At 70.2% G+C, this 24,915-nt stretch carries 22 protein-coding genes; 18 read left to right on the plus strand and 4 right to left on the minus strand.

Going from position 1 to position 24,915, the window contains the following annotated elements; all coding sequences use genetic code 11:
- Positions 1-239: 239 nt before the first annotated feature.
- Positions 240-1,652, plus strand: a complete 1,413-nt coding sequence (locus EV374_RS18030) for an RICIN domain-containing protein (protein WP_486485829.1) — start codon at positions 240-242, stop codon at positions 1,650-1,652.
- Positions 1,653-1,843: 191 nt separating this feature from the next.
- Here EV374_RS18030 and EV374_RS18035 read toward each other — a convergent pair whose 3' ends face one another.
- The gene (locus tag EV374_RS18035; protein WP_132236827.1) at positions 1,844-2,980 is read right to left on the minus strand and encodes a substrate-binding domain-containing protein; all 1,137 of its coding nucleotides are present in this window, start codon (positions 2,978-2,980) and stop codon (positions 1,844-1,846) included.
- A complete protein-coding gene (locus tag EV374_RS18040) occupies positions 2,977-4,923 on the minus strand; it encodes a heparinase II/III family protein (protein ID WP_132236829.1) in 1,947 nt (648 codons plus the stop codon). The genes EV374_RS18035 and EV374_RS18040 overlap by 4 nt, the downstream gene beginning before the upstream one ends.
- Before the next feature lie 343 nt (positions 4,924-5,266).
- Between EV374_RS18040 and EV374_RS18045 the strand changes: the two genes are divergently transcribed.
- The 10 genes from EV374_RS18045 (at position 5,267) to EV374_RS18090 (ending at position 16,831) form a co-directional block, all read left to right on the plus strand.
- Complete coding sequence (locus tag EV374_RS18045; RefSeq protein ID WP_132236917.1) at positions 5,267-7,315, plus strand: DUF2264 domain-containing protein; 2,049 nt, start codon at positions 5,267-5,269, stop codon at positions 7,313-7,315.
- Complete coding sequence (locus EV374_RS18050; protein WP_132236831.1) at positions 7,312-8,613, plus strand: extracellular solute-binding protein; 1,302 nt, start codon at positions 7,312-7,314, stop codon at positions 8,611-8,613. The genes EV374_RS18045 and EV374_RS18050 overlap by 4 nt, the downstream gene beginning before the upstream one ends.
- 76 nt (positions 8,614-8,689) lie before the next feature.
- On the plus strand, positions 8,690-9,592 hold the full coding sequence (locus tag EV374_RS18055; RefSeq protein WP_132236833.1) for a carbohydrate ABC transporter permease: 903 nt from the start codon (positions 8,690-8,692) through the stop codon (positions 9,590-9,592).
- On the plus strand, positions 9,592-10,488 hold the full coding sequence (locus EV374_RS18060) for a carbohydrate ABC transporter permease (protein WP_132236835.1): 897 nt from the start codon (positions 9,592-9,594) through the stop codon (positions 10,486-10,488). Before EV374_RS18055 ends, EV374_RS18060 begins: the two co-directional genes overlap by 1 nt.
- A 3-nt stretch (positions 10,489-10,491) precedes the next feature.
- On the plus strand, positions 10,492-11,175 hold the full coding sequence (locus EV374_RS18065; RefSeq protein WP_132236837.1) for a ferredoxin-NADPH reductase: 684 nt from the start codon (positions 10,492-10,494) through the stop codon (positions 11,173-11,175).
- A gap of 88 nt (positions 11,176-11,263) precedes the next feature.
- The gene (locus tag EV374_RS18070; RefSeq protein ID WP_132236839.1) at positions 11,264-12,448 is read left to right on the plus strand and encodes a glycoside hydrolase family 88 protein; all 1,185 of its coding nucleotides are present in this window, start codon (positions 11,264-11,266) and stop codon (positions 12,446-12,448) included.
- Positions 12,449-12,483: 35 nt separating this feature from the next.
- Positions 12,484-13,308 (plus strand): 5-deoxy-glucuronate isomerase, encoded by an 825-nt coding sequence (gene iolB, locus EV374_RS18075; protein ID WP_132236841.1) that lies wholly within the window; start codon positions 12,484-12,486, stop codon positions 13,306-13,308.
- A 2-nt stretch (positions 13,309-13,310) separates the two neighbouring features.
- Entirely contained in the window at positions 13,311-14,075 is a 765-nt protein-coding gene (gene kduD, locus EV374_RS18080; RefSeq protein WP_132236919.1) for a 2-dehydro-3-deoxy-D-gluconate 5-dehydrogenase KduD, read from the plus strand.
- A gap of 13 nt (positions 14,076-14,088) precedes the next feature.
- On the plus strand, positions 14,089-15,180 hold the full coding sequence (locus EV374_RS18085; RefSeq protein WP_132236843.1) for a substrate-binding domain-containing protein: 1,092 nt from the start codon (positions 14,089-14,091) through the stop codon (positions 15,178-15,180).
- Between the two features lie 205 nt (positions 15,181-15,385).
- Positions 15,386-16,831 carry an RICIN domain-containing protein gene (locus EV374_RS18090; protein WP_132236845.1) on the plus strand — a complete coding sequence of 482 codons (1,446 nt, stop codon included), beginning with the start codon at positions 15,386-15,388 and terminating at the stop codon, positions 16,829-16,831.
- Positions 16,832-17,140: 309 nt separating this feature from the next.
- Here the strand turns inward: EV374_RS18090 and EV374_RS18095 are convergent, their stop codons facing one another.
- On the minus strand, positions 17,141-17,833 hold the full coding sequence (locus EV374_RS18095) for a ThuA domain-containing protein (RefSeq protein ID WP_132236847.1): 693 nt from the start codon (positions 17,831-17,833) through the stop codon (positions 17,141-17,143).
- A 211-nt stretch (positions 17,834-18,044) separates the two neighbouring features.
- The gene (locus EV374_RS33505) at positions 18,045-18,158 is read right to left on the minus strand and encodes an exo-rhamnogalacturonan lyase family protein (RefSeq protein ID WP_486485820.1); all 114 of its coding nucleotides are present in this window, start codon (positions 18,156-18,158) and stop codon (positions 18,045-18,047) included.
- Between EV374_RS33505 and EV374_RS32960 the strand changes: the two genes are divergently transcribed.
- The 7 genes from EV374_RS32960 to EV374_RS18125 all read left to right on the plus strand — a co-directional run bounded on the left by EV374_RS32960 (position 18,147) and on the right by EV374_RS18125 (position 24,914).
- Positions 18,147-18,377 (plus strand): hypothetical protein, encoded by a 231-nt coding sequence (locus EV374_RS32960; RefSeq protein ID WP_207914316.1) that lies wholly within the window; start codon positions 18,147-18,149, stop codon positions 18,375-18,377. The two genes, EV374_RS33505 and EV374_RS32960, sit on opposite strands and share 12 nt — an antisense overlap.
- An 89-nt stretch (positions 18,378-18,466) precedes the next feature.
- The gene (locus EV374_RS32965) at positions 18,467-18,982 is read left to right on the plus strand and encodes a helix-turn-helix domain-containing protein (protein ID WP_207914318.1); all 516 of its coding nucleotides are present in this window, start codon (positions 18,467-18,469) and stop codon (positions 18,980-18,982) included.
- Between the two features lie 82 nt (positions 18,983-19,064).
- Positions 19,065-19,535: a cupin domain-containing protein gene (locus EV374_RS18105; protein WP_132236849.1), complete on the plus strand. Its 471-nt coding sequence runs from the start codon at positions 19,065-19,067 to the stop codon at positions 19,533-19,535.
- Positions 19,532-20,251, plus strand: coding sequence for a GDSL-type esterase/lipase family protein (locus EV374_RS18110; protein WP_132236851.1), 720 nt, complete (start codon positions 19,532-19,534; stop codon positions 20,249-20,251). Before EV374_RS18105 ends, EV374_RS18110 begins: the two co-directional genes overlap by 4 nt.
- 70 nt (positions 20,252-20,321) lie before the next feature.
- The gene (gene rhaI, locus EV374_RS18115; protein WP_132236853.1) at positions 20,322-21,497 is read left to right on the plus strand and encodes an L-rhamnose isomerase; all 1,176 of its coding nucleotides are present in this window, start codon (positions 20,322-20,324) and stop codon (positions 21,495-21,497) included.
- Between the two features lies 1 nt (position 21,498).
- Complete coding sequence (locus EV374_RS18120) at positions 21,499-23,520, plus strand: bifunctional aldolase/short-chain dehydrogenase (RefSeq protein WP_132236855.1); 2,022 nt, start codon at positions 21,499-21,501, stop codon at positions 23,518-23,520.
- Positions 23,521-23,609: 89 nt separating this feature from the next.
- Positions 23,610-24,914, plus strand: a complete 1,305-nt coding sequence (locus EV374_RS18125; protein WP_486485821.1) for a rhamnulokinase — start codon at positions 23,610-23,612, stop codon at positions 24,912-24,914.
- Position 24,915 lies beyond the last annotated feature (1 nt).

Here is a 24,915-nt window from a genome sequence, read left to right on the forward strand (position 1 = left end):
TGTTCGAATCCGAATGTTCCTGAACGTGTGGGTTCGAATGCTGGTGTCCCGTTGGCGGTTCCGTTACCGATGTAGCCGAGACGACATCAGTCCGATGTCCGAACCCAGAGAGGTCAGATCCAGTGATGGGACACTTCACGGCACGGACCACGCCGTCTGACGGTTACGGATCAGGGCCGTCGTGGCGCACCCGGCCGGTTCGTCGGCTGCTGATCGCCCTGGTGGCCGCGGTGACAGCGATGGTCGGCGGCGTCGTCGTCACGTCGTCGCCGGCCACCGCCGCCACCCGCCAGTTCCGCGGCATGAACTGGGCCGTGCTGGGTGACAACTTCAGCACCGGTCCACTTGTCGTGCAGGGCCTGAGCTCGTCCGACAGCAACGCGACAGTGCGCGCCAAGGCCAACGCGCTCTACGACGACATGGCGTCCACCATGGGGGTGAACACCGTCCGGCTGCCCATCAACACCCACACGGTGGGGACGGCGTGGTGGAACGCCTACCGGGGCGCCATCGACGCCGCCGCCGAACGCGGCTTCAAGGTCATCCTCGCCTACTGGGAGGACGGCGCCGCCTCCGGCGGCAGGATCACGAACCTGTCGGCGTGGAACACGATGTGGTCCACGGTGACCAACACGTACGGCTCGAACACCAACGTCTACTTCGAGCCGATGAACGAGCCACACGGCTACAGCTCGGCGGAGTGGCGCAACGTCGCGGCCGACTGGCTCAGCCACCACTACTCGGCGGTGCCCGGCCGGGTGCTCATCGGCGGCACCGGCTACAGCCAGGACCTGCGCGACGTCTGCAACGACACCCGCTTCAACTCGACGCTGCTCTCCTTCCACCACTACGCCTTCTTCTACAGCCCGATGACCTACGACGCCTTCCGCAGCCACATCCAGACCCGCCTCGGCAACTGCGCGTCCCGCGCGGTCGCCACCGAGTTCGGCGCGGCCATGCACACCGGCCTCAACTACGGCGACGCGAACAGCACCGACAACTTCGTACGCCACATCCGCGCCATGGCCCAGGTCATGCGCGACAACCAGATGGGCGGCACCTACTGGCCCGCGCTCGGCGGCAAGCCGACCGGAAACCTCGGGTACGACGGCTACTCGATGTTCTCGCTCAGCGGCAGCGGCACCGACCTCAACCTCACCATTCGTAACGCCTCCGGCGCCGAGCGCATCCGGTACGCCTGGGGCGACACCGTCGGCGGTCCCACGCCGCCGGCGTCGTACTACCGGGTCACCGTGCGGCACAGCGGCAAGGCCATGGACGTCCAGTCGCCGAACACCGACAACGGCGCGCGTGTGGGCCAGTACACCTACAACGGCAACGCCTGGCAGCAGTGGCAGTTCCAGGACGCCGGCAGCGGTTACTGGCGCCTCGTCAGCCGGCACAGCGGTAAGTGCCTCGACGTGGTGAGCGCCTCCACCGCCGACGGCGCCGAGCTCGTCCAGTACACCTGTGGCACCGGCACCAACCAGCAGTTCCAGATGGTCGCCAACGGCAGCTACTTCCAGCTCCGGGCACGACACAGCAGCAAGTGCGTGGACGTGCCGGCCGCGTCGACCGCCGACGGCGTGGTCCTCAAGCAGTACACCTGCAACACCGGCACCAACCAGCAGTGGTCGCGCACGGGCGTCTGACGATCGTCTCGACCTGACCACGGACCGCCGTACCGACGCGGTCCTCGCCTCCGCAGCACCAGACAGCCCGGCGGTCCGGCCGCCGCTCGGCGGGGCCGGCTGGACCACACCGCGCTGCCGAGCGAGGCGCCGCCCCGACGCCGACCGGTGTCTGGGCGGCGCCTGAGGTGCGGCCCGGCCCGGGCCGCACCTCAGGCGCGCGGCGGGGCGGTCGAATCGCGTACCCGCAGGGACGGGCTGATGACGACCCGGTGTGCGGGGCGCTCGGGGTCGGTGAGCCGGTCGGCGACCAGGCGCACGGCGGCGCGGCCGATGGAGCGCCGGGGCGGCCGGACCGCGGTCAGCGGTGGGCTGAAGAGCTCGGCGACCTCGTCGTCGTACGCCACGATGGAGAGATCGCCGGGCACCGCCAGGTGCCGCTCCTCGCAGTGCTGCACCAGCGCGATCGCCTCCGGGTCGGCGTGCACCAGCAGCGCGCTGGTGCCGGTCAGCTGACACTGGTGGAGGACGGCGTCGAGCGCGGCGTCACGCTCCGGTGCGCGGGCGTCCGGCACTGCGGCCGCGATGGTGGCGTCCGGGTCCAGGCCGCACTCCGCCATGGCGTCGAGCCAGCCGCGCCGCACGTGCCGGCTGGTGGGGCTGTTGGCGGCGACCACGAGGCCGACCTTGCGGTGCCCGAGGGAGGTGAGGTGCCGCACCGCCATGGCCGCGCCGAGCGCGTGGTCGGTGACCACCGACTCCATCACGGCGTGGTGGCTGCCCACCGTGGCCGTGCGTTCCAGCAGGACGACGGGGAAGCCGAGCTGGTCGAGCCACTCGATCGTGCGCGCGGAGGTGGGCGCGTCCATCCGCGGCGCGATGATCAGGCCGTCGACAGCCATCCGTTCCACGAGCCGGGCGAGCTGGGGCTTGTCGTCCTCGGTGTCGTACGAGGAGCCGCGCAGCACCACGCGCATGTCGAGTTCGCGGGCGACCTCCTCGGCGCCGCGAGCCACGTCCGGCCAGTAGTAGTCCAGCGAGGGCACCAGCATGCCGAGGGTGCGCCCGTCCAGCGCGTCGAGGCCCGCGCCGGGTGCCTCGTCGGCGGTCGGGGCGTCCTCCGGCGTGATCAGCGCGACCCCGCCGTGGACCCGGCTGACCAGACCTTCGGCGGCGAGCTGGGCGATGTCGCGGCGGATGGTGACGGGCGCGGCGCCGAGCGCGTGGGACAGGTCGGAGACGCGCATCGCCCCGTCGCGTTGCAGTGCCTCCAGCAGTTGCTGGCGGCGGGCGACCTGCAGCGGTCCGCGGGCCTCCGCCGGGCCGGCGGCGGGACTGTCCTTGGTCATGGGGCACCTCCGAGGAACGCTTCGTGCGGCGCGAGCTCCTCCACGGTGAGGACGAGCTCGCCGGCTGGTCCGAACGCGGTGACGTCGATCGCGAGCCGGTGCAGCCGCGCCCCCCACACGTCGAAGAGCATAGGGTCCTCGACCGGGCGTACCGTCGCGGCGCAGGGGGCGGACGCCGGGCGCCAGGTGAGCCCGACCCGCCCGGCACCGTCGAGCGCGGTGACCTCGGCGCGGCCGCCGCCGAGCCGCACCTGGCCGGCGACGAGCAGGTGAACGTGGGTCGGCGGCGGCTCGGTGGCCGGGTCGAGTTCCCAGGCGTCGACGACCACGACGCGTCCGCGGTGCCGTTCCAGCCTGGCGGTGCGCCACCAGTGCCGCAGGTCCGGGCGCGGGTACGCGGCGGCGAGGTCCATGGTGGCCTCGGCCCTGGTGTCGTCGGTGGCGTGGGTGACGTCGCGGGCGGCGAAGGCCCGGCCGGGTGACTGGCCGGTGGCGCGGACGTGCGGGACGTTGTGCCAGGTGCTCCGCATGGTCCAGATGCCGTACCGGTCCGGACCGAACGTCTGCGCCGTGTAGGTGGGGCGGCCGGCGTCGACGAGCACCGGCACCGCGTTGAGAGCGACCACGACGCTGCCGACGTCGTTGTGGTTGTGGTGCTCGCCGTTGTGGCCGCCCTTCACCGCGAGGGTCAGGCCCGCCGCGCTGCCGGCCGCGCGCCGGGCGAGCATGACCTGGGTGGAGGGCAGCCACACGTCGCGCGGTAGCGGCGACACGCCGGGTGCGGCGCGGACCCAGTCGGGGTCGGTCAGCGCCCGCAGCAGCCGTCCCAGGCCCTGCTCGGCGCCGGCGACCGGTGCGGCGGGGCGGCGGTGGGCAGCGGCGTGGGCCTGCGCGTCCCGGTCGCCGACGCGGCGGGCGGCGCGGTGCAGGGCGTGCCAGGGCTGGTTGGTGGCCGGCCGGGCGGCGCCGTCCGCGTGGTTGAGGCACCAGGGGCCGCCCAGGTGCACGCGGTGCGGGAAGGCGACGGTGTGGCGCAGCGCGTCACCGGGTACGCCGTCCAGCGCGCCGCCCGTGGCGTGGGCCAGGATGTCGAGCGCCTCCAGCGCCCGGCACGCGCCGTTCCACCAGTACTCGTAGCCCTCGTCGACGGCGCCGTCGGCGGGCAGCGCCGCCACGTACCGGTCGAGTCCTTCGACGACCAGGTCGACCAGCGCGGCCCGCCGGGTCTGGTCGTCGACCAGGCGCAGCGCGGCGACGAGGACGTTGCCGTGGATCCACGGGTTCCAGTTGTGCACGTCGCCGTCGAGACCGAGCCAGTGCCAGTCGCGGCGGGCGGTGAACGGGGTCAGCACGCGCCGGTCGACCTCGTGGCGGACGCGGGCGCGCAGGCCGGGCGCGTACGCGTCGAGCGGCTCGCCGAGCAGGTGGTCGATCCAGGCCAGCTGCGCGGCGACCTCGCCGGCGCCGAGGTCGAGGTACGGGTCGGTCACGGTGGGCAGCACGGCGCCGTGCACGGTGTGGGTGTCGTCGTGGGCGGGCCAGCACCAGCTGCTCTGCTCGCACAGCAGTGTCACCCCGTCGACGACCTCGTCGAGCCAGCCGTCGTCGAGGATGACGGCGGCGACGACGGCGGCTCGGGTGAGCCGCCGCTGCCGGGCGAAGACCCGCTGCTCGTACGTGTCGCGGTCGCCGTTCCGGTGGTATCGGGCGTATTGGCTGGCCAGCGGGGTCGGCCACGGGGTGGCCCGGTCGCGTTCGGCGGACGCCCGGAGGCCGGCCAGCGTGGGCCCGTGCACGTGTGGCTCGGCCCAGGCGTCGCGCCGCAGCGCCGGGGGCACCGGCAGGGCCAGCTCCGAGGGCAGGAGCAGCTCTTCGAGCCGGGCGGCACCGGCATCCGGCCAGGCTGATGCGAGCGGGCCGGCGAAGCGGTCAGCAGCGGCCATGGCTCCTCGTAGGTAGAGCGACTGTGAGCGGTCACGACCGTATCAGAGCGTTTTCTGGCGGACCGGCGCCGCCGACCACCGTGTAGACGGAGCGGTCGATGCCGTTCTGCAGACCCTGTCCGCCGTGAACGGGCGGCCAAGGGGCGACTCACGCCAGGCCGGACGCGCAACCTGTGCTCTTTTGATCGGATGTGCTCGTCCTGGTTCGATAAGGGCATTGACTTGTTTCGTTGTGAACGTTTTACTTCGGAAACCTGGCCGTCGCCTCAACGTCACATGCGCGGGCGACGCGCCGGCTCCGACACATCCCATGGAGGCGATCGATGCGACGGGACCGCGGCTGATGGTTGGCGGGATCGGCGAGCTGGCGTCCGCGCCGGGCCGGGATGCCAGCACCGCCGGGAGCTGGAACCGGGGTGACTGGTTGGCGCTGGCTGATCGCATGCTCGCCGCCGTCCGGCCGTTCGCGTCGCCCGGCCATGCTCTGGTCGTCGTTCCTGGCCGGGAGGGCGGCTACGGACGGGCCGTCGACGGCCTGGAGGGGTTCGCCCGGACGTTCCTGCTGGCGGGTTTCCGGGTCGCCGGTGCGCGGGGGGTGGGTGTCGAAGAGCTTGCCGACTGGTACGCGGCGGGGCTCGCCGCCGGTACCGACCCGAGGTGTGCGGACCGCTGGGTGCGGCTGGACGAGCACCCCCAGGCGAAGGTCGAAGCCGCCTCCCTCGCGCTCGTCCTCGACCTGACCCGTCCGTGGATCTGGGACCGCCTCTCACCCGAGGTGCGGGAGCGGGTGGTGGACTACCTGGCCCCGGCGGTCGGCGACGCCAGCTACCCGCGGATCAACTGGGTCTGGTTCCGCCTGGTCGTGCAGACGTTCCTGCGCTCGGTGGGCGGGCCGCACTCCCTGGACGAGATGGCGGAGGACCTGGCCACCCATGACGGATTCGCCCGCGCCGACGGCTGGATGTCCGACGGGCCCGAGCGCGCCTACGACCACTACGTGGGCTGGGCGCTGCACGTCTATCCGACGTTGTGGGCGCGGATGGCCGGCGCGGAGGAGCTGGCCGCGGGGCGCCGTGAGCGGGATCTGGCCGGCCTCGACCGGTACCTGCGTGACGCGGTCGCGCTCGTGGGCGCGGACGGGTCGCCGTTGGTGCAGGGGCGGAGCCTGATCTACCGGTTCGCGGCCGCGGCCCCGTTCTGGGTCGGCGCGGTCGCGGGGGTGCCGTCGGTCAGCCTCGGCCAGCTGCGCCGCGCGGCCACCGGCATCGTGCGGCACTTCGTCGACCACGGCGCCTTCGATGACCGCGGTCTGCTCACCACGGGCTGGCACGGGCCGTGGCCCCGGCTGGCCCAGGCGTACTCAGGACCCGGCTCGCCGTACTGGGCCAGCAAGGGGCTACTGGGCATCGCCCTGCCCGAGGACCATCCGGTGTGGACGACACCGGAGGAGCCGCTGCCGGTCGAGCAGCGGGACGCCGTCCGGGCCGTACGCGCGCCCGGCTGGCTGGTCTCGGCCACCCGCGCCGACGGCGTCGTCCGGGTGATCAACCACGGCACCGACCACGCCGTCGAGGACGCCGCCATCGGTGACTCGCCGCTCTACGCCCGGCTCGGCTACTCCACCGCGACCAGTCCGGTGCTCGACGAGAGCGGCTGGGTCAACCCGCTCGACCAGTCCGTCGCCCTCGTCGATGAGGAGGGCCGGGCCACCCATCGCACCGGGATGCACCTGCTGACGGTGCACGTCAACGGCGACGGCGTGGGTGCGGCCGGGTCGCGCACCCTCGCCCACTGGGTGGATCCGGACCCGGGTCACCGTGACCACGGCGGTGGCCGCGCGGGCACGTCGTCGCCGGCCGGGCACCTCACCGTGTACTCGCTGGTCCTCGGGCCCTGGGAGCTGCGCCTGGTCCGCGTCGACGACCTCGCCGGCGGCGTCGACGCCGCCAAGTTGCGGCTGCGGGTCGGTGGCTGGGCCCTCGCCGGTGCTGCGACGGCAACCTCCGGCGGCGGCGTGGTCAGCGTGACCGGCGCGGGCCTGACGAGCCGGCTGGAGGGCGTGCGCGGCGGTGGCACGGCCGGCGCCACGGCGGTTCCCGACGGTGGGCCTTTGGCCGGCGGGCTGGTGGTGCCCTGGGTGGACCACCCGGTCCGGCCCGGTGCGTGGGTCGTCGTCCTCACCGAGTTGTCCGGCAACCGCGCGGTCACGACGCGGCGGGCGTGCCGGGTCGTGCTGGGCGAGGACGCCGACGGTCTCGATGTGGCGGTCGGCTGGCCGGACGGGGCGAGCACGGTGACCCGACTGGACGCCGAGCGGGCCACAACCGCGGTCCAGCGGCCTGGTAGCAGTCCGGGCCCATCCGAGGCCCCTGACTTAAGGAGTAAGGGATGAAGCGCGTGATATCGGTTGCCGTCAGTGCCGCGACGGCGCTGACACTCGTCCTCACCGGCTGTGGCGGCGAGGACGAGCCGGCCTACCCCAACGCCCCTGTGACGATCAGCCTGGCGGGTTGGAGCCTGACGTCCACACCGGAGTTCAAGACACTCGCCGACGGCTTCAAGGCGAGCCACCCGAACGTGACGGTGGAACTCAAGGAGTACGACGCCACCAACTACGACACCCAGATGACCGCCGACCTGGCCGCCGGCACCGCCCCGGACGTGTACGTGCTGAAGAACCTGAAGAACTTCTACACCTACCAGAGCGGCGGCCAACTGCTCGACGTGACCGACGCCTCCTCCGCCCTCAGCGGGGTGAGTTCGGCCGCCGCCTACCAGGTCGAGGGCAAGGCCTACGCGGTGCCGTACCGGCAGGACTCCTGGGTGCTGTTCTATAACAAGGAGCTGTTCGCCAAGGCGAAGGTGAATCCGCCGGACGGCAGCTGGACCTGGGACGACTACGCCACCGCGGCCAAGGCGCTGACCACCGGCCTCAAGGGTGCCGGCGCCAGGGCGACCGGCACCTACCAGCACGTCTTCCAGTCCACGACGCAGGGGTTCGCGCTCGCGCAGACGCCGGGCGCGGACCTGCTCTCCGGTGACTTCTCCTATCTCAAGCCGTACTACCAGCGGTCCCTCGACCTGCAGGCGGCCGGCGCGCAGCCGACGTACGGCACCGCGAACACGAACAAGCTCACCTACCAGGCGCAGTTCGGCAAGCAGCAGTCGGCGATGCTGCTGATGGGCACCTGGTACATCGCCACCCTGCTCCAGCAGCGCACGACCGGCGACGCCGACAAGTTCGAGTGGGGCATCGCCCCGGCGCCGCAGTTCGACAAGTCCACCACCGGCACCTCCGCCACGCCGGTGACGTTCGGCGATCCGACCGGGCTCGGCATCAACCCGAAGATCGGCAAGTCGAAGGTCGCCGCGGCCAAGGCGTTCCTGCGATACGTGGCCGGCGAGGAAGCCGGCAAGGCCCTCGCCGGAATCGGCATCACGCCGGCCCAGGTCACCGACGCGGTCAGCCGGACCCTACTCGGGTTGGACGGCGTGCCGCAGGACGAACTGTCCGCCTTCGCCTACGCCACCCGCTCGATCAAGCCGGAGAACCCGGTGTCCAAGCACACCGCCGGCCTGCAGAACCTTCTCAAAGACACACACTCGGCGATCCTGTCCACCAGCAAGGACGTCGACGCGGCGTTGAACGAGGCGCAGAGCCGCGCCAAGAACGAGGTCCTCAACCAGTGAGCTCGGGGCGGGTCCGGCGCGTCACCCCTGCGCACGCCGGACCCGCTGCCCAGGCCGGACGCCCCGGAGAGTCCCTATGGCAACAACGCTGCGAATGCGGCCCAGGAGCAGGCTGGTACGGCGCAACACGGTGGCCGGATGGTCGTTCATCCTGCCCAACTTCATCGGCTTCGCCGCGCTCACCCTGGTGCCGGTCGCCGTGCTGTTCTACGTCGCCTTCACCAACTGGAACGTCTTCGGCGTGGCCGAGTGGACGGGCACCGCGAACTTCCGCCGGATGTGGGCCGACGCGAGCTTCTGGACCGCGCTACGCAACACCGTCTACTACACGGTCTTCCACATCCCACTGACCCTGGCGGCCGCGCTGGGCCTCGCGCTGCTGCTCAACCGCAAGCTCCGTGGCGTGCGGTTCTTCCGCACGGTCGCGTTCTTCCCGTACATCACGTCGATCGTCGCGATCGCGGTCGTCTGGAACCAGTTGTTCAGCCCTGAGTACGGGCCGATCAACGCTCTCCTGCGCGCGGTCGGAGTCGGCGACCCGCCGGGCTGGACGACGTCGGGGGACTGGTCGATGCCGGCGGTGATCATTGTCGGCACCTGGCGGTACATGGGCTACTACATGCTGCTCTTCCTGGCCGGCCTGCAGACCATCCCGGCCCAGCTGTACGAGGCGGCCCAGATCGACGGCGCCAACTCGTGGCAGCGGTTCGTGCACGTCACCATCCCGGGGCTGCGGCACACCACGTTCTTCGTGACCGTGATGCTGACCATCGAGAGCTTCAAGGTCTTCGACCTCATCCTGGTGATGACGGAGGGCGGCCCCGGCCAGTCCACCCTGGTGCTGTCGCACTACATCTACCAGAAGGGCTTCGTGGAGAACCAGTTCGGCTACGCCTCGGCGGTCTCCATCGTGCTGTTCGCCATCTGCTTCGGCTGCACGATCATCCAATTCATGATCAACAAGCGGAGGGAGAGCTGATGGCGGTCACCGACCTCTCCGCGCCGGCTCCGGCCATCACCGTGCCCGGCGGCACCCGGCCGGGCGGCCGGCGGGTGCAGCCCCGGGCCTGGCGACTGGCCGGATACACCGCCCTCGTGCTCGCGGCGGCGGCGCTGCTGCTGCCGTTCTACTGGATGGTGATGTCGTCGTTGAAGGTCAACAACGACGTCTTCACCATCCCGATCAAGTGGCTGCCCGACCAGGTGGTGTGGCGCAACTATGTCGACATCTGGCAGCGCTCCGACATGACGACGTGGCTGAAGAACACCCTCCTGCTCTCGGTCACCGTCACCTTCCTACAGGTGTTCACCGGCAGCTTCGCCGCGTACGGCTTCGCCCGGATCCGCTTCCCCGGCCGCAACCTGCTGTTCCTGGCGTACGTGGGGACGATCGCGGTGCCGTGGCAGTCGTACATGATCCCGCAGTTCATCCTGATGTCGAAGCTGCAGTTGTCGAACACCCTCTGGTCGATCGTCGCGCTGCAGGCGTTCGGCGCGTTCGGCGTGTTCCTGATGAAGCAGTTCTACGAGACCATCCCGGAGGAGCTCAGCGAGTCGGCGCGGGTCGACGGGCTCAGCGAGTTCGGCATCTACCGGCGGATAATGCTGCCGCTGTCCCGCCCCGCCCTGGCCAGTCTGACGCTCCTCACGTTCGTCACCACCTGGAACGACTACCTCGGCCCGCTGATCTACCTGCGCAGCCCCGACCTGCGCACCATCCAGCTGGGACTGAACACGTTCATCTCGCAGTACAACGCCGAGTACGCGCTCATCATGACCGGCTCGGTGCTGTCCGTGCTGCCGGTGGCGGTCATCTTCCTGGTCGGGCAGCGGTACTTCATCGAAGGCATCGCCACCACCGGACTGAAGGGCTGACCGATGATCCCGCGTCCGCGCCACGACACCATCGCCGCCGTCTTCGACGGCGTCTACACCGCGCTGGTCAGCAACATGCTGCTGGTGCTCGGCGGCCTGCCGCTGGTGGCCCTCGCGCTCACCACCGACGCCGCCCGGGCCTGGCCGCTGTACGCGCTGGCCGCCCCACTGTGCGCCCCGGGCCTGTGCGGTGTCTTCGCGGTCATGTCCGGCTACTCGTCCGGCGGGGCCGGCGGGTTGCTCCGCACGTTCGGCCGAGCCTGGCGGGCCACCGCCCGCCGGGCCATCCTCTGGGCCGCCGCGGCCACCGCCATCCTGGTCGTCCTCGGCGTCGACGCGTACGCGCTGTGGGGTCACCGGGCCGGTGCGCTCACGCTGCCGATCCTGGCCGTACTCGCCGTACTGACCGCCGCCACCGCGCTGCTCGGCCTGGTGACCATCGCCGAGCGGCCCACCGCGCGGCTGCGCGACGTGGCCCGCGCCTGCGCCTACCTGGCGGTGCGCCGGTGGTACCTCACCGCCGCGTCACTGCTGGTCCTGGCTTTGCTGGCGCAGCTCTTCGCGGCCCGTCCCGCGATCGCGCTCGGCGTCGCGGCCGCGCCGCTGTGGTACGTCGTGTGGTCCAACAGCCGGTACAGCCTGCGTGCCGCGCTCGACCCACCGACGGCCGCGGCCCGGAGCACCTGATCACCTCCGCCCTCCCGGCGATCGAGCCGGAACGCCGACGACACACCTGCCCGGCACCGGTCCGGACACACGAGGGAGAACAGCATCCATGACGGCGACCGACGTCCGTCCCAGCCCAGACGCCGAAGCGATGGCGGCCGCGGTGACCGCCGCGATACGTACCGTCGAGGCGAACATCGACACCTTCGGCACGCGGTACCCGGCGGACACCACCGTCGCCAACCGCTACCCGCTACGACCACCGACCGCCGGCCAGCCCGAGGGCGCCAACGTCGGCTGGACCACCAGCTTCTGGCCCGGGATGTTGTGGCTCGCCCACGACCTGACCGGCGACGAACACCACCTGCGAGCGGCCCTGGCACATGTCGACAGCTTCGCCGAACGGGTGCACGGCGGCATCGACCTGGACACCCACGACCTCGGCTTCCTCTACACCCTCGCCTGCGTCACGCCGGCCCGGCGCACCGGCGACCGGCGCGCCCGGTCGGCTGCCCTGGCCGCCGCCGACCACCTGATGACCCGCTTCCTCGAACCGGCCGGCATCATTCAGGCCTGGGGCGACCTGGCCGACCCCCGCCAACGCGGCCGCACCATCATCGACAGCCTGATGAACACTCCGCTGCTCTACTGGGCCAGCCAGACCACCGGCGACGGCCGCTACGCCGCCGCCGCCCGCCGGCACACCGCCCAACTGCGCGAGCACATCCTGCGCCCGGACGGCACCACCTTCCACACCTTCTACTGGGATCCGGACACCGGCGCACCACTGCGCGGCGAGACCGAACAAGGCCACGCCGACCACACCTGTTGGGCCCGCGGGCAGGCCTGGGGCATCTACGGCTTCACCCTGAACCACCGGTACACCGGTGACCCCACGCTGCTGGCCTCCGCGTCGACCTGCGCGGACCACTTCCTCGCCCGGCTGCCGGCCGACCACGTCGCCTACTGGGACCTGGAGTTCGGCGACGGCAGCGGCCAGGAACGCGACAGCTCCGCCGCCGCCATCGCCGCCTGCGGCCTGGCCGAACTCGCCGGCAGCATCACCGACCCGACACGGGCGGAGCGCTACCGGGCGGGGGCCGGCCGGATCCTGCGCTCCCTGGTGGACAACTACGCCAGCGACGGCCGTCCGGTCTCGAACGCGCTCCTCCTGCACGGCGTCTACGACAAGCCCAAGGGCGTCGGCGTCGACGAGGGCAACCTCTGGGGTGACTACTTCTACCTGGAAGCCCTCACCCGCGCCACCGTCCCCGGCTGGACCAGTCCCTGGTGACCCGCCCCAACCGCACGGATCTCGGAGAGGTGACCATGAACCACCGATACCACTGCACCATCCCGGCCGCCGACGGCCACAACACACTGCCCGTCAACCCCTGCCGCCTGCTGGACTTCACCCTGCTGAAGCTGTCGGCCGGTCAATCCTGGACCGGCGGGTCCGGCGACCGGGAGATCCTCGCGGTCGTCCTCGGCGGCACCGCGGATTTCACCGTCGCCGACCACCACTTCGCGCACGTCGGCCAGCGTGCCGACGTCTTCTCCGGCAAGCCGCATTCGGTGTACGTCCCGGCCAGCGCCACCCTCGTCGTGGAGGCGGTCACCGACGTGGAGATCGCCCTGCCCAGCGCCCCCAGCGACCTGGCGACCGATCCGTACGTCATCGCACCGGAACAGGTCACGAGCGGGCGCTGGGGAGCGGCCAACTTCGGTCGGACCTACCACCAGATCCTCACCGAGATCAGCCAACCGGACCTGCCCGCCCGCCGGCTCATCGTCGGCGAGACCTACACGCCCTCCGGAAACTGGAGCACCTACCCGCCGCACAGGCACCGGGTCGACGACCTGCCCGCCGAGGCGGCGCACGAGGAGATGTACTACTACCGGGTCAACCCGCCGAACGGATTCGGCATCAGCCGGGTCTACACCGACGACGGGTACGAGGAGAACGTCACCATCCGGGACCACGTGATGCAGATGATGCCGGAGGGCTATCACACCGTTGTCAGCGCACCCGGCTACACCACGTACTTCCTGTGGTTCCTGGCCGGCACCCAGCGTACCCAGGGCGCCCGCGAGGACGCCGACCTGGCCTGGGTCGGCCAGACCGTCCCGACCCTGCGCAGCCTGGGCCTGTGACGATGGTCCTGGACGCCTTCCGCCTCGACGGGCGGGTCGCCCTCGTCACCGGCGCGAACCGCGGCATCGGTCAGGCCCTCGCCACCGCGCTGGCCCAGGCCGGGGCCGACATCGCTCTGCTGGGCCGCACCGACCCCGCCGAAACGATCGCCATGGTGGAGAAACTCGGTCGGCGGGCCCTGGTCGTGCCCGGCGACCTGGCCACCGCCGGAGCAGCCGAGCTAGCCGACGCCGTCGAGGCGGTCGCGGCGGGGCTGGGCCGCCTCGACATCCTGGTGAACAACGCCGGCATCATCCGCCGCGCCGCTGCCGTAACCCACCTACCGGAGGACTGGGCGGCCGTGCTGCGCGTCGACCTCGACGCGGTGTTCCACCTGTGTCAGGCGGCTGGCCGGATCATGCTCGACCAGGGGCACGGAAAGATCATCAACATCGCGTCGATGCTGTCGTACCAGGGCGGTATCCGGGTGCCGTCCTACACCGCGGCCAAACACGCCGTCGTCGGGCTCACCCGGGCGCTGGCCAACGAATGGGCCGCGGACGGCGTGAACGTGAACGCGATCGCGCCCGGCTACATCGCGACCGACAACACCGCGGCCCTGCGCGCCGACCCCGACCGGGAACGTGCCATCCGCGACCGCATCCCGGCCGGCCGCTGGGGCGCCCCCGAGGATCTCATGGGCGCGGCGGTCTTCCTCGCCTCCGACGCCGCCCGGTACGTGCACGGGGCCGTCCTCGCGGTGGACGGAGGCTGGCTCGCCCGATAGGAGTGTGCGCAGCGTGGAATCGGATCGGCTGTTCAGCGCCCAGCGGCAGGAGCGCCTGCTCGCCGAACTGCGCGGGCAGGGCGCGGTACGGGTGCGCGACCTCGCCCGCGAGTTCGGCGTCAGTGAGCTCACCATCCGGCGCGACATCGCCGCACTCGCCGAACGGGGCCTGGTGTCGAAGGTCCACGGCGGTGCCACGCTGCCATCCCACGGCAACACCCTCAGCCAGCCCCGGCAGGCTCCGCTCCGCTTCACCATCGGCATGGTCGTGCCGTCGCTCGACTTCTACTGGCCGCCCGTCGTGGCCGGCGCGCGTGCCGCCGCGGCCGCGCTCGGCGTCAGCATTCAACTGCGTGGCTCCAGCTACGACCCCGAGGAGGACCGTCGCCAGATGGGCCGTCTCGTGGAGGCGCAACAAGTCCAAGGGCTGTTGCTGGCGCCGAGCCTGGACGGCGACGACGCCGACGAGATCCTCGAATGGATCGGCCACCTGCCGGTCCCGACCGTTCTCGTCGAGCGCCAGCCGCGCCGGTGGACGCCGACCACCCGGCGCATCGAGTGGGTACGCAGCGACCACTCGCTCGGCCTCGAGATCGCCCTCCACCACCTCCGGCAGCAGGGGCACCGACGAATCGGGCTCGTCGTGGCGCAGGGCAGCCCCACATCAGTCCACCTGCGGCACGCCTGGCGGACAGCCGCCGTCGACCCGAGCACGTCCGGCGCCCTCGCCATGCAGGAGACCGTCACGACGCCCGGCCAGCGGGACGTCATTGTCCGCATCCTGCGGGAATGCCAACTTTCCAGGATCACGGCGTTGATCGTGCACAGCGATCCGCACGCCATCGCGGTCGCCCAGTTCTGCGCCGAGATGGGCATCGCCGTCCCCGGTGACCTGGCGATCGTCTCCTACGACGACGAGATCGCCCACCTGGCCGATCCAGCGATCACGGCCGTCCGGCCGCCGAAGAGCCACGTCGGCCGCCTTGCCGTCGAACTCATGGTCTCCCGCCTCCTGAACGGTGAACGCCGGCCACCGCACCGGGTACTGCTCGCCCCCGACCTCGTCGTCCGCGGTTCCTCGCTGTCTCCCACACAACGGCACTAGCCAGCGGGGAGCGGTCGCCGACGACGTTCGCACATGTACGTTCGTGGATTAGTTGGTTCGGATTGTGGCGTCCTGGTTCGCGGTCGGTTACCAAGGTGTCAACCCGGTGTGAACCGTCACCGGTCGGCGGTGGGTGGCACCAGGCCTGAGCGTGTCGCTCCGACGCCGACGGCGGTCGCCGTCCGCCCACGGAAGGACGAACGTAGTGAGACGCAACAGACGGCTCCTGTCACTGGTGGCAGCGCTCTCCCTGGCCGGCTCGGCGGTCATGGCAGTCATCACCGTGGCCGCCGCTCCGGCGCAGGCGGCGCCGGTCACGATCCCGAACGGCACGCAGTTCACCGACAACAACGGCAACGGGCTGCACGCGCACGGCGGTGGTGTACTCAAGGTTGGCAGCTACTACTACTGGTTCGGTGAGAACCGCAACGCCAACAACACGTTCCGGGCCGTATCCGTCTACCGCTCCACCAACCTGCGCGACTGGGAGTTCCGCAACAACGTGCTGACCCAGTCGTCGGCGGCGGAGTTGCAGGTGGCCAACATCGAGCGGCCAAAGGTGATCTACAACGCCAGTACCGGCCGGTACGTGATGTGGATGCACAAGGAGAACGGCACCGACTACGGCGAGGCCAGGGCCGCCGTCGCGTCGTCGGCCACCGTGGATGGCGCCTACACATACCATGGCAGCTTCCGGCCGCTGGGCCACATGTCCCGGGACATCACGCTCTACAACGACGGCGGCACCGCCTACATGCTCTCGGCCGCCGACGAGAACCGTGACCTGCACATCTACCGCCTCACCGCCGATCACCTGAACGTGGCCACGCTGGTCGGCAACTTCTGGAACGACGCCAGCCGCGAGGCACCGGCCCTGTTCAAGCGCGGCAGCACCTACTTCCTGCTCACCTCGGGCCTGACAGGCTGGAGTCCGAACCAGGCCAAGTACGCCACGGCATCCAGCATCTCCGGCCCGTGGACCGCCATGACCAACGTCGGCGACTCGACCACCTTCCGCTCTCAATCGGCGTTCGTGCTCCCCATCCAGGGCACGTCGACGACGAGCTATCTCTACCTGGGCGACCGCTGGGCCGGCGCCTGGGGCGGGCCGGTCAACGACTCCCAGTACGTGTGGCTGCCGATCGCCTTTCCCTCCGCCACGACCATGAGCCTGAACTGGTATCCCACCATCACCATCGACGCGGCCACGGGCACCGTCACCGGACAGGCACCGCCCTACTACCGCATCACCAACCGCAACAGCGGCAAGGTGGTGGACGTGCTGGACATGGCCGTCACCGACAACGCCGAAATCAAGCAGTGGTCCTGGAACGGCGGTGCGAACCAGAAGTGGGAGTTCCGCGACGCCGGTAGCGGCTACTTCCGGATCGTCAACCAGCACAGCGGCAGATGCCTCGACGTCGCCGACGCCTCCACCGCCAACAACGCCAACGTCATCCAGTACAGCTGTGGCGGGGGCACCAACCAGCAGTGGCAGTGGGTCGCCACCGGCAGCTACTACCAGCTGCGCGCCCGGCACAGCGGCAAATGCCTGGACGTGGTGAGCGGCGGCACCGCCGACGGCACCGACATCACGCAGTACACCTGCGGAGCCGGTACCAACCAGCAATGGACACGCAGCCAGTCCTGACACCGCCGTCGCGGGTGCCCGAGCACCCGTACACCTCGATGGCTGGAGGAGGACCGGGCTGAGGCCCGTGCGGCACCGCGAGCCGGTGCCCGCCGGGGTCTGGGCCGCCCGAGCGGGGAGCAGCAGTCATGACAGAGCCTGCTTGAGCAGCCCATGCCTCTGCGCCTCAACACACCGACATCGGCCATGGTTGAGGCCGCAACAGCGAAGACTCACCTTGTTCTCGACGTGCCGACCGTCGCCGGATCCTGACTATCGATACCGTACGCCGGACGCCGCAGGCATCGGGCGCGATCGGGTAGCGGGCGGCTACCTCAGACCCTCCCGCCGAGCAGCTGCGCCGCCTGGATGGGGCACATCCCGGCCGGCCGCCCAGCGCAACCCGCGTTCGGTGATGGTTCTCACCTGGGGTATCAGGAGGTCGTCGGGGCCATGGCCGAGCGTCGACACGAACACCCGACCACGGCCGAAGCGCCGAAGCCACACCACCGGCATCACGGTGCCCGCGGCCTCCGGGACACCGTGATCGCCGGTGAAGGTCGTGGTGGCGAGCACCTCGATAGCAGGGTCGACATGGCAGTAGTACTGCTCGGTGTGGACCGTGAAATCGGTGACGCCGTCCACGATCGCGTGATCGCCCACGATCGTGATGTCGTGGTCGACGAAGTCTCCGGGGTGGCACAGAAAACGGCCGCCGACCATGTACTGGTACCAACGCGCCTCGTAGGCGGTGGCGACGACGCCACCGTGCCAGCCGGCGAAGCCCGCGCCATCTCGGACCCTCCCGACCAGACCCTGCTCCTGGTGTTGGGTCAGCCGGCCGCCGGTCCAGCACTGCACGATGAGGTCGATGGGGGCGAGTGCGGCAGGGTCGCCGTACACGTCAAGGGTCTCCGCGACGTCGACCGTGAAGCCGTGCGTGCGCAGATTCCCGATGAACAGGTCCGTGCAAGCTAACGGCTGGTGTCCTTCCCAGCCGCCCCGCACCACGAGTGCCCTCAACGTCCACCCCACCTGTTCGGTCGACGGCGCCGCACCGGCCGCCGGCTCGGTGCCTGGCCCGGGCCAACCCTACCCACCGGCTACCTGCCAACGTCCCTCCGATCGGGTCAAAGCCCGGGCGTGGCAGGCCTCTGGCCGGTGTCACTTCCGGGCCGCCGATCGGTCATCGCGCGTCGAACACCTGTCGCTCTGATTGTCGTCAGGCTCCTCATCAGCTGTGGCCCGGACTGGTGCGCTTGCGGAGCCGGAAGCCGTCGGCCGTGAGCTGGCTCAGGGTGTGATCGCCGAATGCGCGGCTCGTACACTGACGAAAATGGAGGACCACACGGTCACCGGGATCGGTGCACGTCCGGTGCCCGCTTTGCGGGAGTACGTCGACTCGTATGTCGGCTTCGACCTCCGCGGGCTCCCGACGGGGGTGCACTGCGGCCCGCCGAGCCGCGCGCTCACTGCGGTGATCAGCCTGTCAGATCCTTTGGAGGTGGCGGCGGGCGTTGATGACGGGTCGCCGGTCACCCGCTTCGGCAGCTGGCCGGCGGTCTGATGTGCCGGTCCGTCGCGATTCACCACGACGGACGCCAGCAAGGTGTTCAGGTATCGCTGACACCGCTCGGGGCCCGGGCCATCTACGGCATGCCCGCCGCTGAGCTCGCCCACCGACTGGTCCCACTTGACGAGCTTCTCGGAGCGCTTGCCGTCGAGCTGGTCGACCGGCTCCGATCGGCGACCACATGGGCGGCGCGGTTCACCGCGCTGGACGAATTGCTCCTCCGAGTTGTCGGCCGTGGCGCCGGCGGCGATCATGTGCGCTGGGTGCGTCCCGAGGTAGCCGAGGCATGGCGCCGCCTCGTCGCCGCGCGGGGTTGCGTCCAGGTTGGTGCGGTCGCCGCAGAACTCGGCTGGAGCCGCCGGTACCTCACCGAGCGGTTTCGCGGTGAGGTAGGCCTGTCGCCGAAGACCTTCGCCCGAGTCTTGCGCTTCGAGCACGCGCACGAACTGGCGTCGGCGCAGGACCCGCTCCCGTGGGGCGATGTGGCAACCGTCTCTGGCTATGCCGACCAGGCCCATCTCGTGCGGAACTGGCGGGAGTTCACGGGCCGATCGCCGACGGCCTGGCGTCGCAGCGAAGCCCTCCTCGGAGCCGGGTAGCCGCCAACCGTCTGCCCGTCGCGTCGGCTTCTCTTCCCTTTTCTTCAAGACCGCCCGATCGCTGGCGTGGACGATCGTCGGCATGAGACTCGTCATCCACGAACGCAATGCCATGGACCTGCGGACCACCCCCGTGCACCTCGGACTGGGATCGAGAGCGAAACCCGTCGAGGGCTTCACCTGGGACCCGGAGGTACTCCAGGCATACAGCGCCGCGGTCGCGGCAGACGGCGCCGAGGGCCGGATGGTGATGATATTCGACGGCGACGGGCTCGGCGACCATTGGGAGAGCCACCCAGCAGGCGACGAACTGGTCGTTTGCCTCAGCGGGTCCGTGACGGTCACCCGTGACGTGGACGGGCTGCCCGACCGCGTTCTGCTCGGGCCGGGCGAGGCCACCATCAACCCGGCCGGGGTATGGCACGTGGTTGACATGGAGGGGCCGACGTCCATCCTGGCCATCACTGCGACCCTCGGCACCGACCACCGTCCTCGCACCGGCACCCGCCCGACCGAACGCGTCAGCACGCCCAGCCCGGAGGAAGCGCCGTGAGGACACGCATCGCGTGCCTCGGCGACAGCCTCACCCGCGCGCAGTTCAGCGTCGATTACCTGGATCTACTCGGACGACGCCGCCCTCCCGGTGACGTGCAGCTTGCCCGTTCCGGTGCCAACGGCGACTTCGCCTACAACCTCTTGCAGCGCCTCGATGCTGTCGTCACGAACCCACCCGATGTGATCACCGTGTTGATCGGGACCAACGACGCCCGAGCGAGCCTTCCCGGCTACCCCGTCGAGCAGGCCATGAAGCGCAAACAGCTCCCCGATCGCCCGTCGGCCGGCTGGTTCCAACAGTGCCTGGGAGCCGTCGTCGCACGGCTGCGAGCGGAGACCGACGCGACGATCGGTCTGCTGTCGCTACCGGTACTCGGCCAACAACTCGACGGAGCAGCGGCACACGCATCGGAGGCGTACAGCCGGATGATCGCCGAGGTCGCCGCCACCAACGAGGTGGCCTACCTTCCGCTCCACGAACGCCAGATCGAGGAACTGCGCCAAGCAGACCCGCCGCCGATTTCATACCGGGAGGTGACGCCCGCAGCGGTCGTCGGCGTCCTCGTCCAGCACGCAGTGCTGCGTCGCAGCCTCGACACGATCTCGCGGCGGCGAGGTCTCGTGCTCACGACCGACCACATTCACCAGAACAGCCGCGGCGCCGCCCTTATCGCTGAGGTCATCGACGCCGGTCTGCTGCCCCAGAGCGCATAGCTGGTTCCGGCGCCCGGCCAGTCCGATGGTATGGGTTGACCGGGCGCTCGCTCGCCCTTAGGTTGGGCTCGTGACGGATGAAACGTTTCATGGCCGGGTCTCCGACGCGCTCCGCAGCCAGCGCATCGAGACGCCGTCCTGGGCGTACGCGAACTCCGGCACCCGCTTCAAGGTGTTCCCGCAGCAGGGCGTGCCCCGAGATCCGTTCGAGAAGATAGCGGACGCTGCGGTAGTGCACCGGCTGACCGGAATCGCACCCACGGTGGCCCTGCACATCCCGTGGGACCGGGTGGACGACTTCGCCGCGCTCTCGACCTATGCGAAAGAGCAGGGCATCAACCTTGGAGCGATCAACTCGAACGTCTTCCAGGACGACGACTACCGGCTGGGCAGCGTCACCAATCCAGACCCGGCTGTGCGCCGTAAGGCGACGGACCATCTGCTGGAATGCGTCGACATCATGGACGCCACCGGTTCACGGGACCTGAAACTGTGGTTCTCCGACGGCACCAACTACCCCGGCCAGGACGACATCCGGGCCCGGCAGGACCGGCTCGCCGAGGCGCTGCGGGAGGTGTACGCGCGGCTCGGCACCGACCAACGGATACTGCTTGAGTACAAGCTCTTCGAACCGGCCTTCTACACCACCGACGTGCCCGACTGGGGCACCGCCTACGCGCACTGCCTGGAACTCGGCCCGAAGGCGCAAGTGGTGATCGACACCGGACATCACGCGCCGGGCACCAACATCGAGTTCATCGTGGCGTTCCTGCTGCGGCAGAACAAGCTGGGCGCGTTCGACTTCAACTCGCGCTTCTACGCCGACGATGACCTGATGGTCGGCGCGGCCGACCCGTTCCAACTGTTCCGGATCATGTACGAGATCGTTCGTGGTGACGCCCTCTCGCCTGAGGCCGGGATCGCGTTCATGCTCGACCAGTGCCACAACATCGAGGCGAAGATCCCGGCGATCATCCGCTCGGTGCTCAACGTGCAAGAGGCCACCGCGAAGGCGCTGCTGGTGGACCGCGAGGCGCTCGGCAGGGCACAGGAGGAGGGTGACGTGCTCGCCGCCAACGCGGTGATCATGGACGCCTTCAACACCGACGTGCGGCCGATGCTGGCCGACTTCCGGGCGGGCCAGGGGCTTGATCCCGACCCGATCGCCGCCTATCACCGTAGTGGCTACTTCGACAGGATTCGTGTGGAGCGGGCCGGTGGCATCCAGGCCGGCTGGGGAGCCTGAGATGACCGTTGATGATCTGATCGCCCGTTCCCGCCGGCTCGGCGCCGACACGCGCAACACCAACTACGCCGGCGGCAACACCTCCGCCAAGGGCACCGGAATCGACCCGGTGACCGGTGAGCCGGTCGACCTGCTATGGGTCAAGGGGTCCGGCGGAGACCTGGGCACGCTGACCGAGGCCGGTCTCGCGGTGCTCAGCCTGGCCCGGCTACGGGCGCTGCCGGCTGTCTATCCAGGCGTCGAACGCGAGGACGACATGGTCGCCGCCTTCGACTACTGCCTGCACGGTCGCGGTGGCGCGGCTCCGAGTATCGACACCGCCATGCACGGTCTGATCGACGTCGCGCACGTCGATCATCTGCACCCGGACGCCGGGATCGCGATCGCGACCGCAGCCGACGGCCCGGCGCTGACCAAGGAGATTTTCGGCGAGCGGGTGGTGTGGGTGCCGTGGCGGCGCCCCGGCTTCCAGCTCGGCCTCGACATAGCGGCCGTGCAGCGGGCACATCCGCAGGCGATCGGCGTGATTCTCGGCGGTCACGGTATCACCGCCTGGGGTGACACCAGCCAGGAGTGCGAGGCGCGCTCTCGGGAGATCATCGAAACGGCTGCGGCCTATCTGGCCGCACACGGCCACAGCGCGCCCTTCGGCGCATTGATCCACGAGCCGTTGACAGATTCGGTACGCCGCGAACGCGCGGCCGCGCTCTTCCCGGTGCTTCGGGGCCTGGCCAGCACGGATCGTCGCCAGGTCGGCCACTACACCGACTCCGAGGTCGTCCTCGATTTCGTCGGCCGGGAGCGGATGCCCTTTCTCGCCGCCCTGGGCACGTCCTGCCCCGACCACTTCCTGCGCACCAAGGTCAAGCCTCTCGTCGTGGACATGGCCCCGGACGCGCCGCTCGATCAGGTGGTGGCCCGGATCAAGGAACTGCACGCCGCCTACCGCGAGGACTACCGCGCCTACTACGAGCGGCACGCGACCGCCGACAGCCCGGCGATGCGCGGAGCGGACCCGGCGATCGTGCTGGTTCCAGGCGTGGGCATGTTCTCCTTCGGCACGAACAAGCAGACCGCTCGGGTGGCTGGCGAGTTCTACGTCAACGCGATCAACGTGATGCACGGCGCCGAGTCGGTGTCGACCTATGCTCCGATCGCCGAGTCGGAGAAGTTTCGCATCGAGTACTGGGCTCTGGAGGAAGCCAAGCTCCAGCGGATGCCGAAGCCAGAGCCCCTGGCGACCCGGATCGCGTTGGTCACCGGGGCCGGATCGGGCATCGGCCGGGCGATCGCGTTGCGCCTGGCGGCCGAGGGCGCCTGCGTGGTGGTCAGCGACCGTGATCTCCAGGCGGCGACCAAGGTCGCCGCGGAGATTGGCGGCAGTGATGCCGCTGTGGCAGTGGCGCTCGACGTCACCGACTCCGGCGGGGTCGCCGCCGCGGTCCGCGCAGCCGTCCTCGCCTTCGGCGGTGTCGACCTGGTGGTCAACAATGCCGGGTTGTCGCTATCCAAGTCGCTGCTGGAGACGACCGATGCCGACTGGGATCTGCAGCATGATGTCATGGCCAAGGGCTCGTTCCTGGTGTCTCGGGAGGCCACGCGGGTGCTGATCGCCCAAGGACTGGGCGGCGACATCATCTACATCTCCAGCAAGAACTCGATCTTCGCCGGTCCCAACAACGTCGCCTACGGTGCCGCCAAGGCCGACCAGGCACACCAGGTGCGTCTGCTCGCCGCCGAGCTCGGCCCTCATGGCGTACGCGTCAACGGCATCAACCCGGACGCTGTGGTACGCGGCTCCGGCATCTTCGCTGGCGGCTGGGGAGCCGACCGGGCCGCCGTGTACGGGGTGGCGGAGGAGAAGCTTGGCGAGTTCTACGCCCAGCGCACCCTGCTGAAGCGGGAGGTGCTGCCCGAGCACATCGCCAACGCCGTGTTCGCCCTGACAGGTGGCGATCTCACCCACACCACCGGCCTGCATGTTCCCGTCGACGCCGGTGTCGCTGCGGCGTTCCTACGGTGACCGGCACCTTCGCCGCAGTCGACCTGGGCGCGTCCAGCGGACGCGTCATGGTCGGTCGCGCCGGGCCCGATCTGCTGGAACTCAGCGAGGTGCACCGCTTCGCCAACGAGCCGGTCCGGACCAGTGGCACCCTGCACTGGGACATCCTCGCCCTGTACCGAGGTGTGCTGCGCGGCCTGCACGCGGCCGGACCGGTGGACAGCATCGGCATCGATACCTGGGCCGTCGACTACGGTCTGCTGGACGCGAGCGGGGCGCTGCTCGGCAACCCGGTGCACTACCGCGACTCGCGCACCGACGGGGTGCTCGAACAGGTCGCCGCGAAGGTGGGCGAGCAGCGGCTCTACCAGATCACCGGGCTGCAACAACTGCCGTTCAACACGCTCTACCAACTGGTGGCGGCGGCGGGCAGCCCGCAGTCAGCGGCGGCCCGGCGGCTGTTGATGATCCCGGACCTGCTCGCCTACTGGCTCACCGGTGAGATGGTCACCGAACTCACCAACGCGTCGACCACCCAGCTCTTCGATGTACGCCGCCGCACCTGGGCCACCGACCTGATGACCGACGCCGGAATCGACGCAGGACTGTTCGCGCCGCTGGTCGAACCGGGCACCCGGATCGGTGCCTACGACGGGACTCCGGTGGTCGCGGTCGGCTCACACGACACGGCCTCCGCCGTGGTGGCGGTGCCTGCACGGAGCGCCCGGTTTGCGTACATCTCCTGTGGCACCTGGTCCCTGGTGGGCATGGAGCTGGACCACCCGGTGCTGAGCCACGAGTCGAGGCAGGCAAACTTCACCAACGAGGCTGGCGTCGACGGCACCATCCGCTACCTGCGTAACGTCATGGGCCTGTGGCCCCTACAGGAATGCCTGCGCGCGTGGGACAACCCCAGTCTCGGTGGGCTACTCAGAGCGGCAGGGGACGAGCCGGCACTCAGCCAGGTCGTGGACCTGGACGACCCCGCGTTCCTGCCAACCGGTGGGATGGTGGAGAGGGTCACCCGCGCCGCCGGTCTCGCCACCGATGCCGCGCCGGCCCGGATTGTCCGGTGCATCCTCGACAGTCTCGCCCTGGCCCACCGTCGCGCGCTGCGACAGGCGCAGCAACTGTCCGGGCGGCACGCCGAGGTGATTCACATCGTCGGCGGCGGAGCGCGTAACGAGCTTCTCTGTCAGCTCACCGCCGATGCCTGTGGCCTGCCAGTCATTGCCGGGCCGGTCGAGGCCACCGCCCTGGGGAACGTGCTGGTGCAGGCGCGCGCCGCCGGCACGATCCGTGGCGGCCTCGCCGACCTGCGCACGCTGGTGCGTGACACCCATCCCCTCGTCCGATACGAGCCACGCGGCGACGAGGATGCCTGGCGGGCGGCCGAAGAACGGCTGGAGGGCTGAC

It is taken from the genome of Micromonospora sp. CNZ303 (assembly GCF_004345505.1).

Bases quoted from the DNA above. Each gene is read 5' to 3' on its own strand.
- EV374_RS18040 (WP_132236829.1), bottom strand. From the start codon at position 4,923: ATGGCCGCTGCTGACCGCTTCGCCGGCCCGCTCGCATCAGCCTGGCCG.
- EV374_RS32965 (WP_207914318.1), top strand. From the start codon at position 18,467: ATGCCCGCCGCTGAGCTCGCCCACCGACTGGTCCCACTTGACGAGCTT.
- EV374_RS18120 (WP_132236855.1), top strand. From the start codon at position 21,499: ATGACCGTTGATGATCTGATCGCCCGTTCCCGCCGGCTCGGCGCCGAC.
- EV374_RS18030 (WP_486485829.1), top strand. From the start codon at position 240: ATGGTCGGCGGCGTCGTCGTCACGTCGTCGCCGGCCACCGCCGCCACC.
- kduD (WP_132236919.1), top strand. From the start codon at position 13,311: ATGGTCCTGGACGCCTTCCGCCTCGACGGGCGGGTCGCCCTCGTCACC.
- EV374_RS18055 (WP_132236833.1), top strand. From the start codon at position 8,690: ATGGCAACAACGCTGCGAATGCGGCCCAGGAGCAGGCTGGTACGGCGC.
- EV374_RS18045 (WP_132236917.1), top strand. From the start codon at position 5,267: ATGGTTGGCGGGATCGGCGAGCTGGCGTCCGCGCCGGGCCGGGATGCC.
- EV374_RS18050 (WP_132236831.1), top strand. From the start codon at position 7,312: ATGAAGCGCGTGATATCGGTTGCCGTCAGTGCCGCGACGGCGCTGACA.
- EV374_RS18105 (WP_132236849.1), top strand. From the start codon at position 19,065: ATGAGACTCGTCATCCACGAACGCAATGCCATGGACCTGCGGACCACC.
- EV374_RS32960 (WP_207914316.1), top strand. From the start codon at position 18,147: ATGGAGGACCACACGGTCACCGGGATCGGTGCACGTCCGGTGCCCGCT.
- EV374_RS18035 (WP_132236827.1), bottom strand. From the start codon at position 2,980: ATGACCAAGGACAGTCCCGCCGCCGGCCCGGCGGAGGCCCGCGGACCG.
- EV374_RS18060 (WP_132236835.1), top strand. From the start codon at position 9,592: ATGGCGGTCACCGACCTCTCCGCGCCGGCTCCGGCCATCACCGTGCCC.
- iolB (WP_132236841.1), top strand. From the start codon at position 12,484: ATGAACCACCGATACCACTGCACCATCCCGGCCGCCGACGGCCACAAC.
- EV374_RS18065 (WP_132236837.1), top strand. From the start codon at position 10,492: ATGATCCCGCGTCCGCGCCACGACACCATCGCCGCCGTCTTCGACGGC.
- EV374_RS18070 (WP_132236839.1), top strand. From the start codon at position 11,264: ATGACGGCGACCGACGTCCGTCCCAGCCCAGACGCCGAAGCGATGGCG.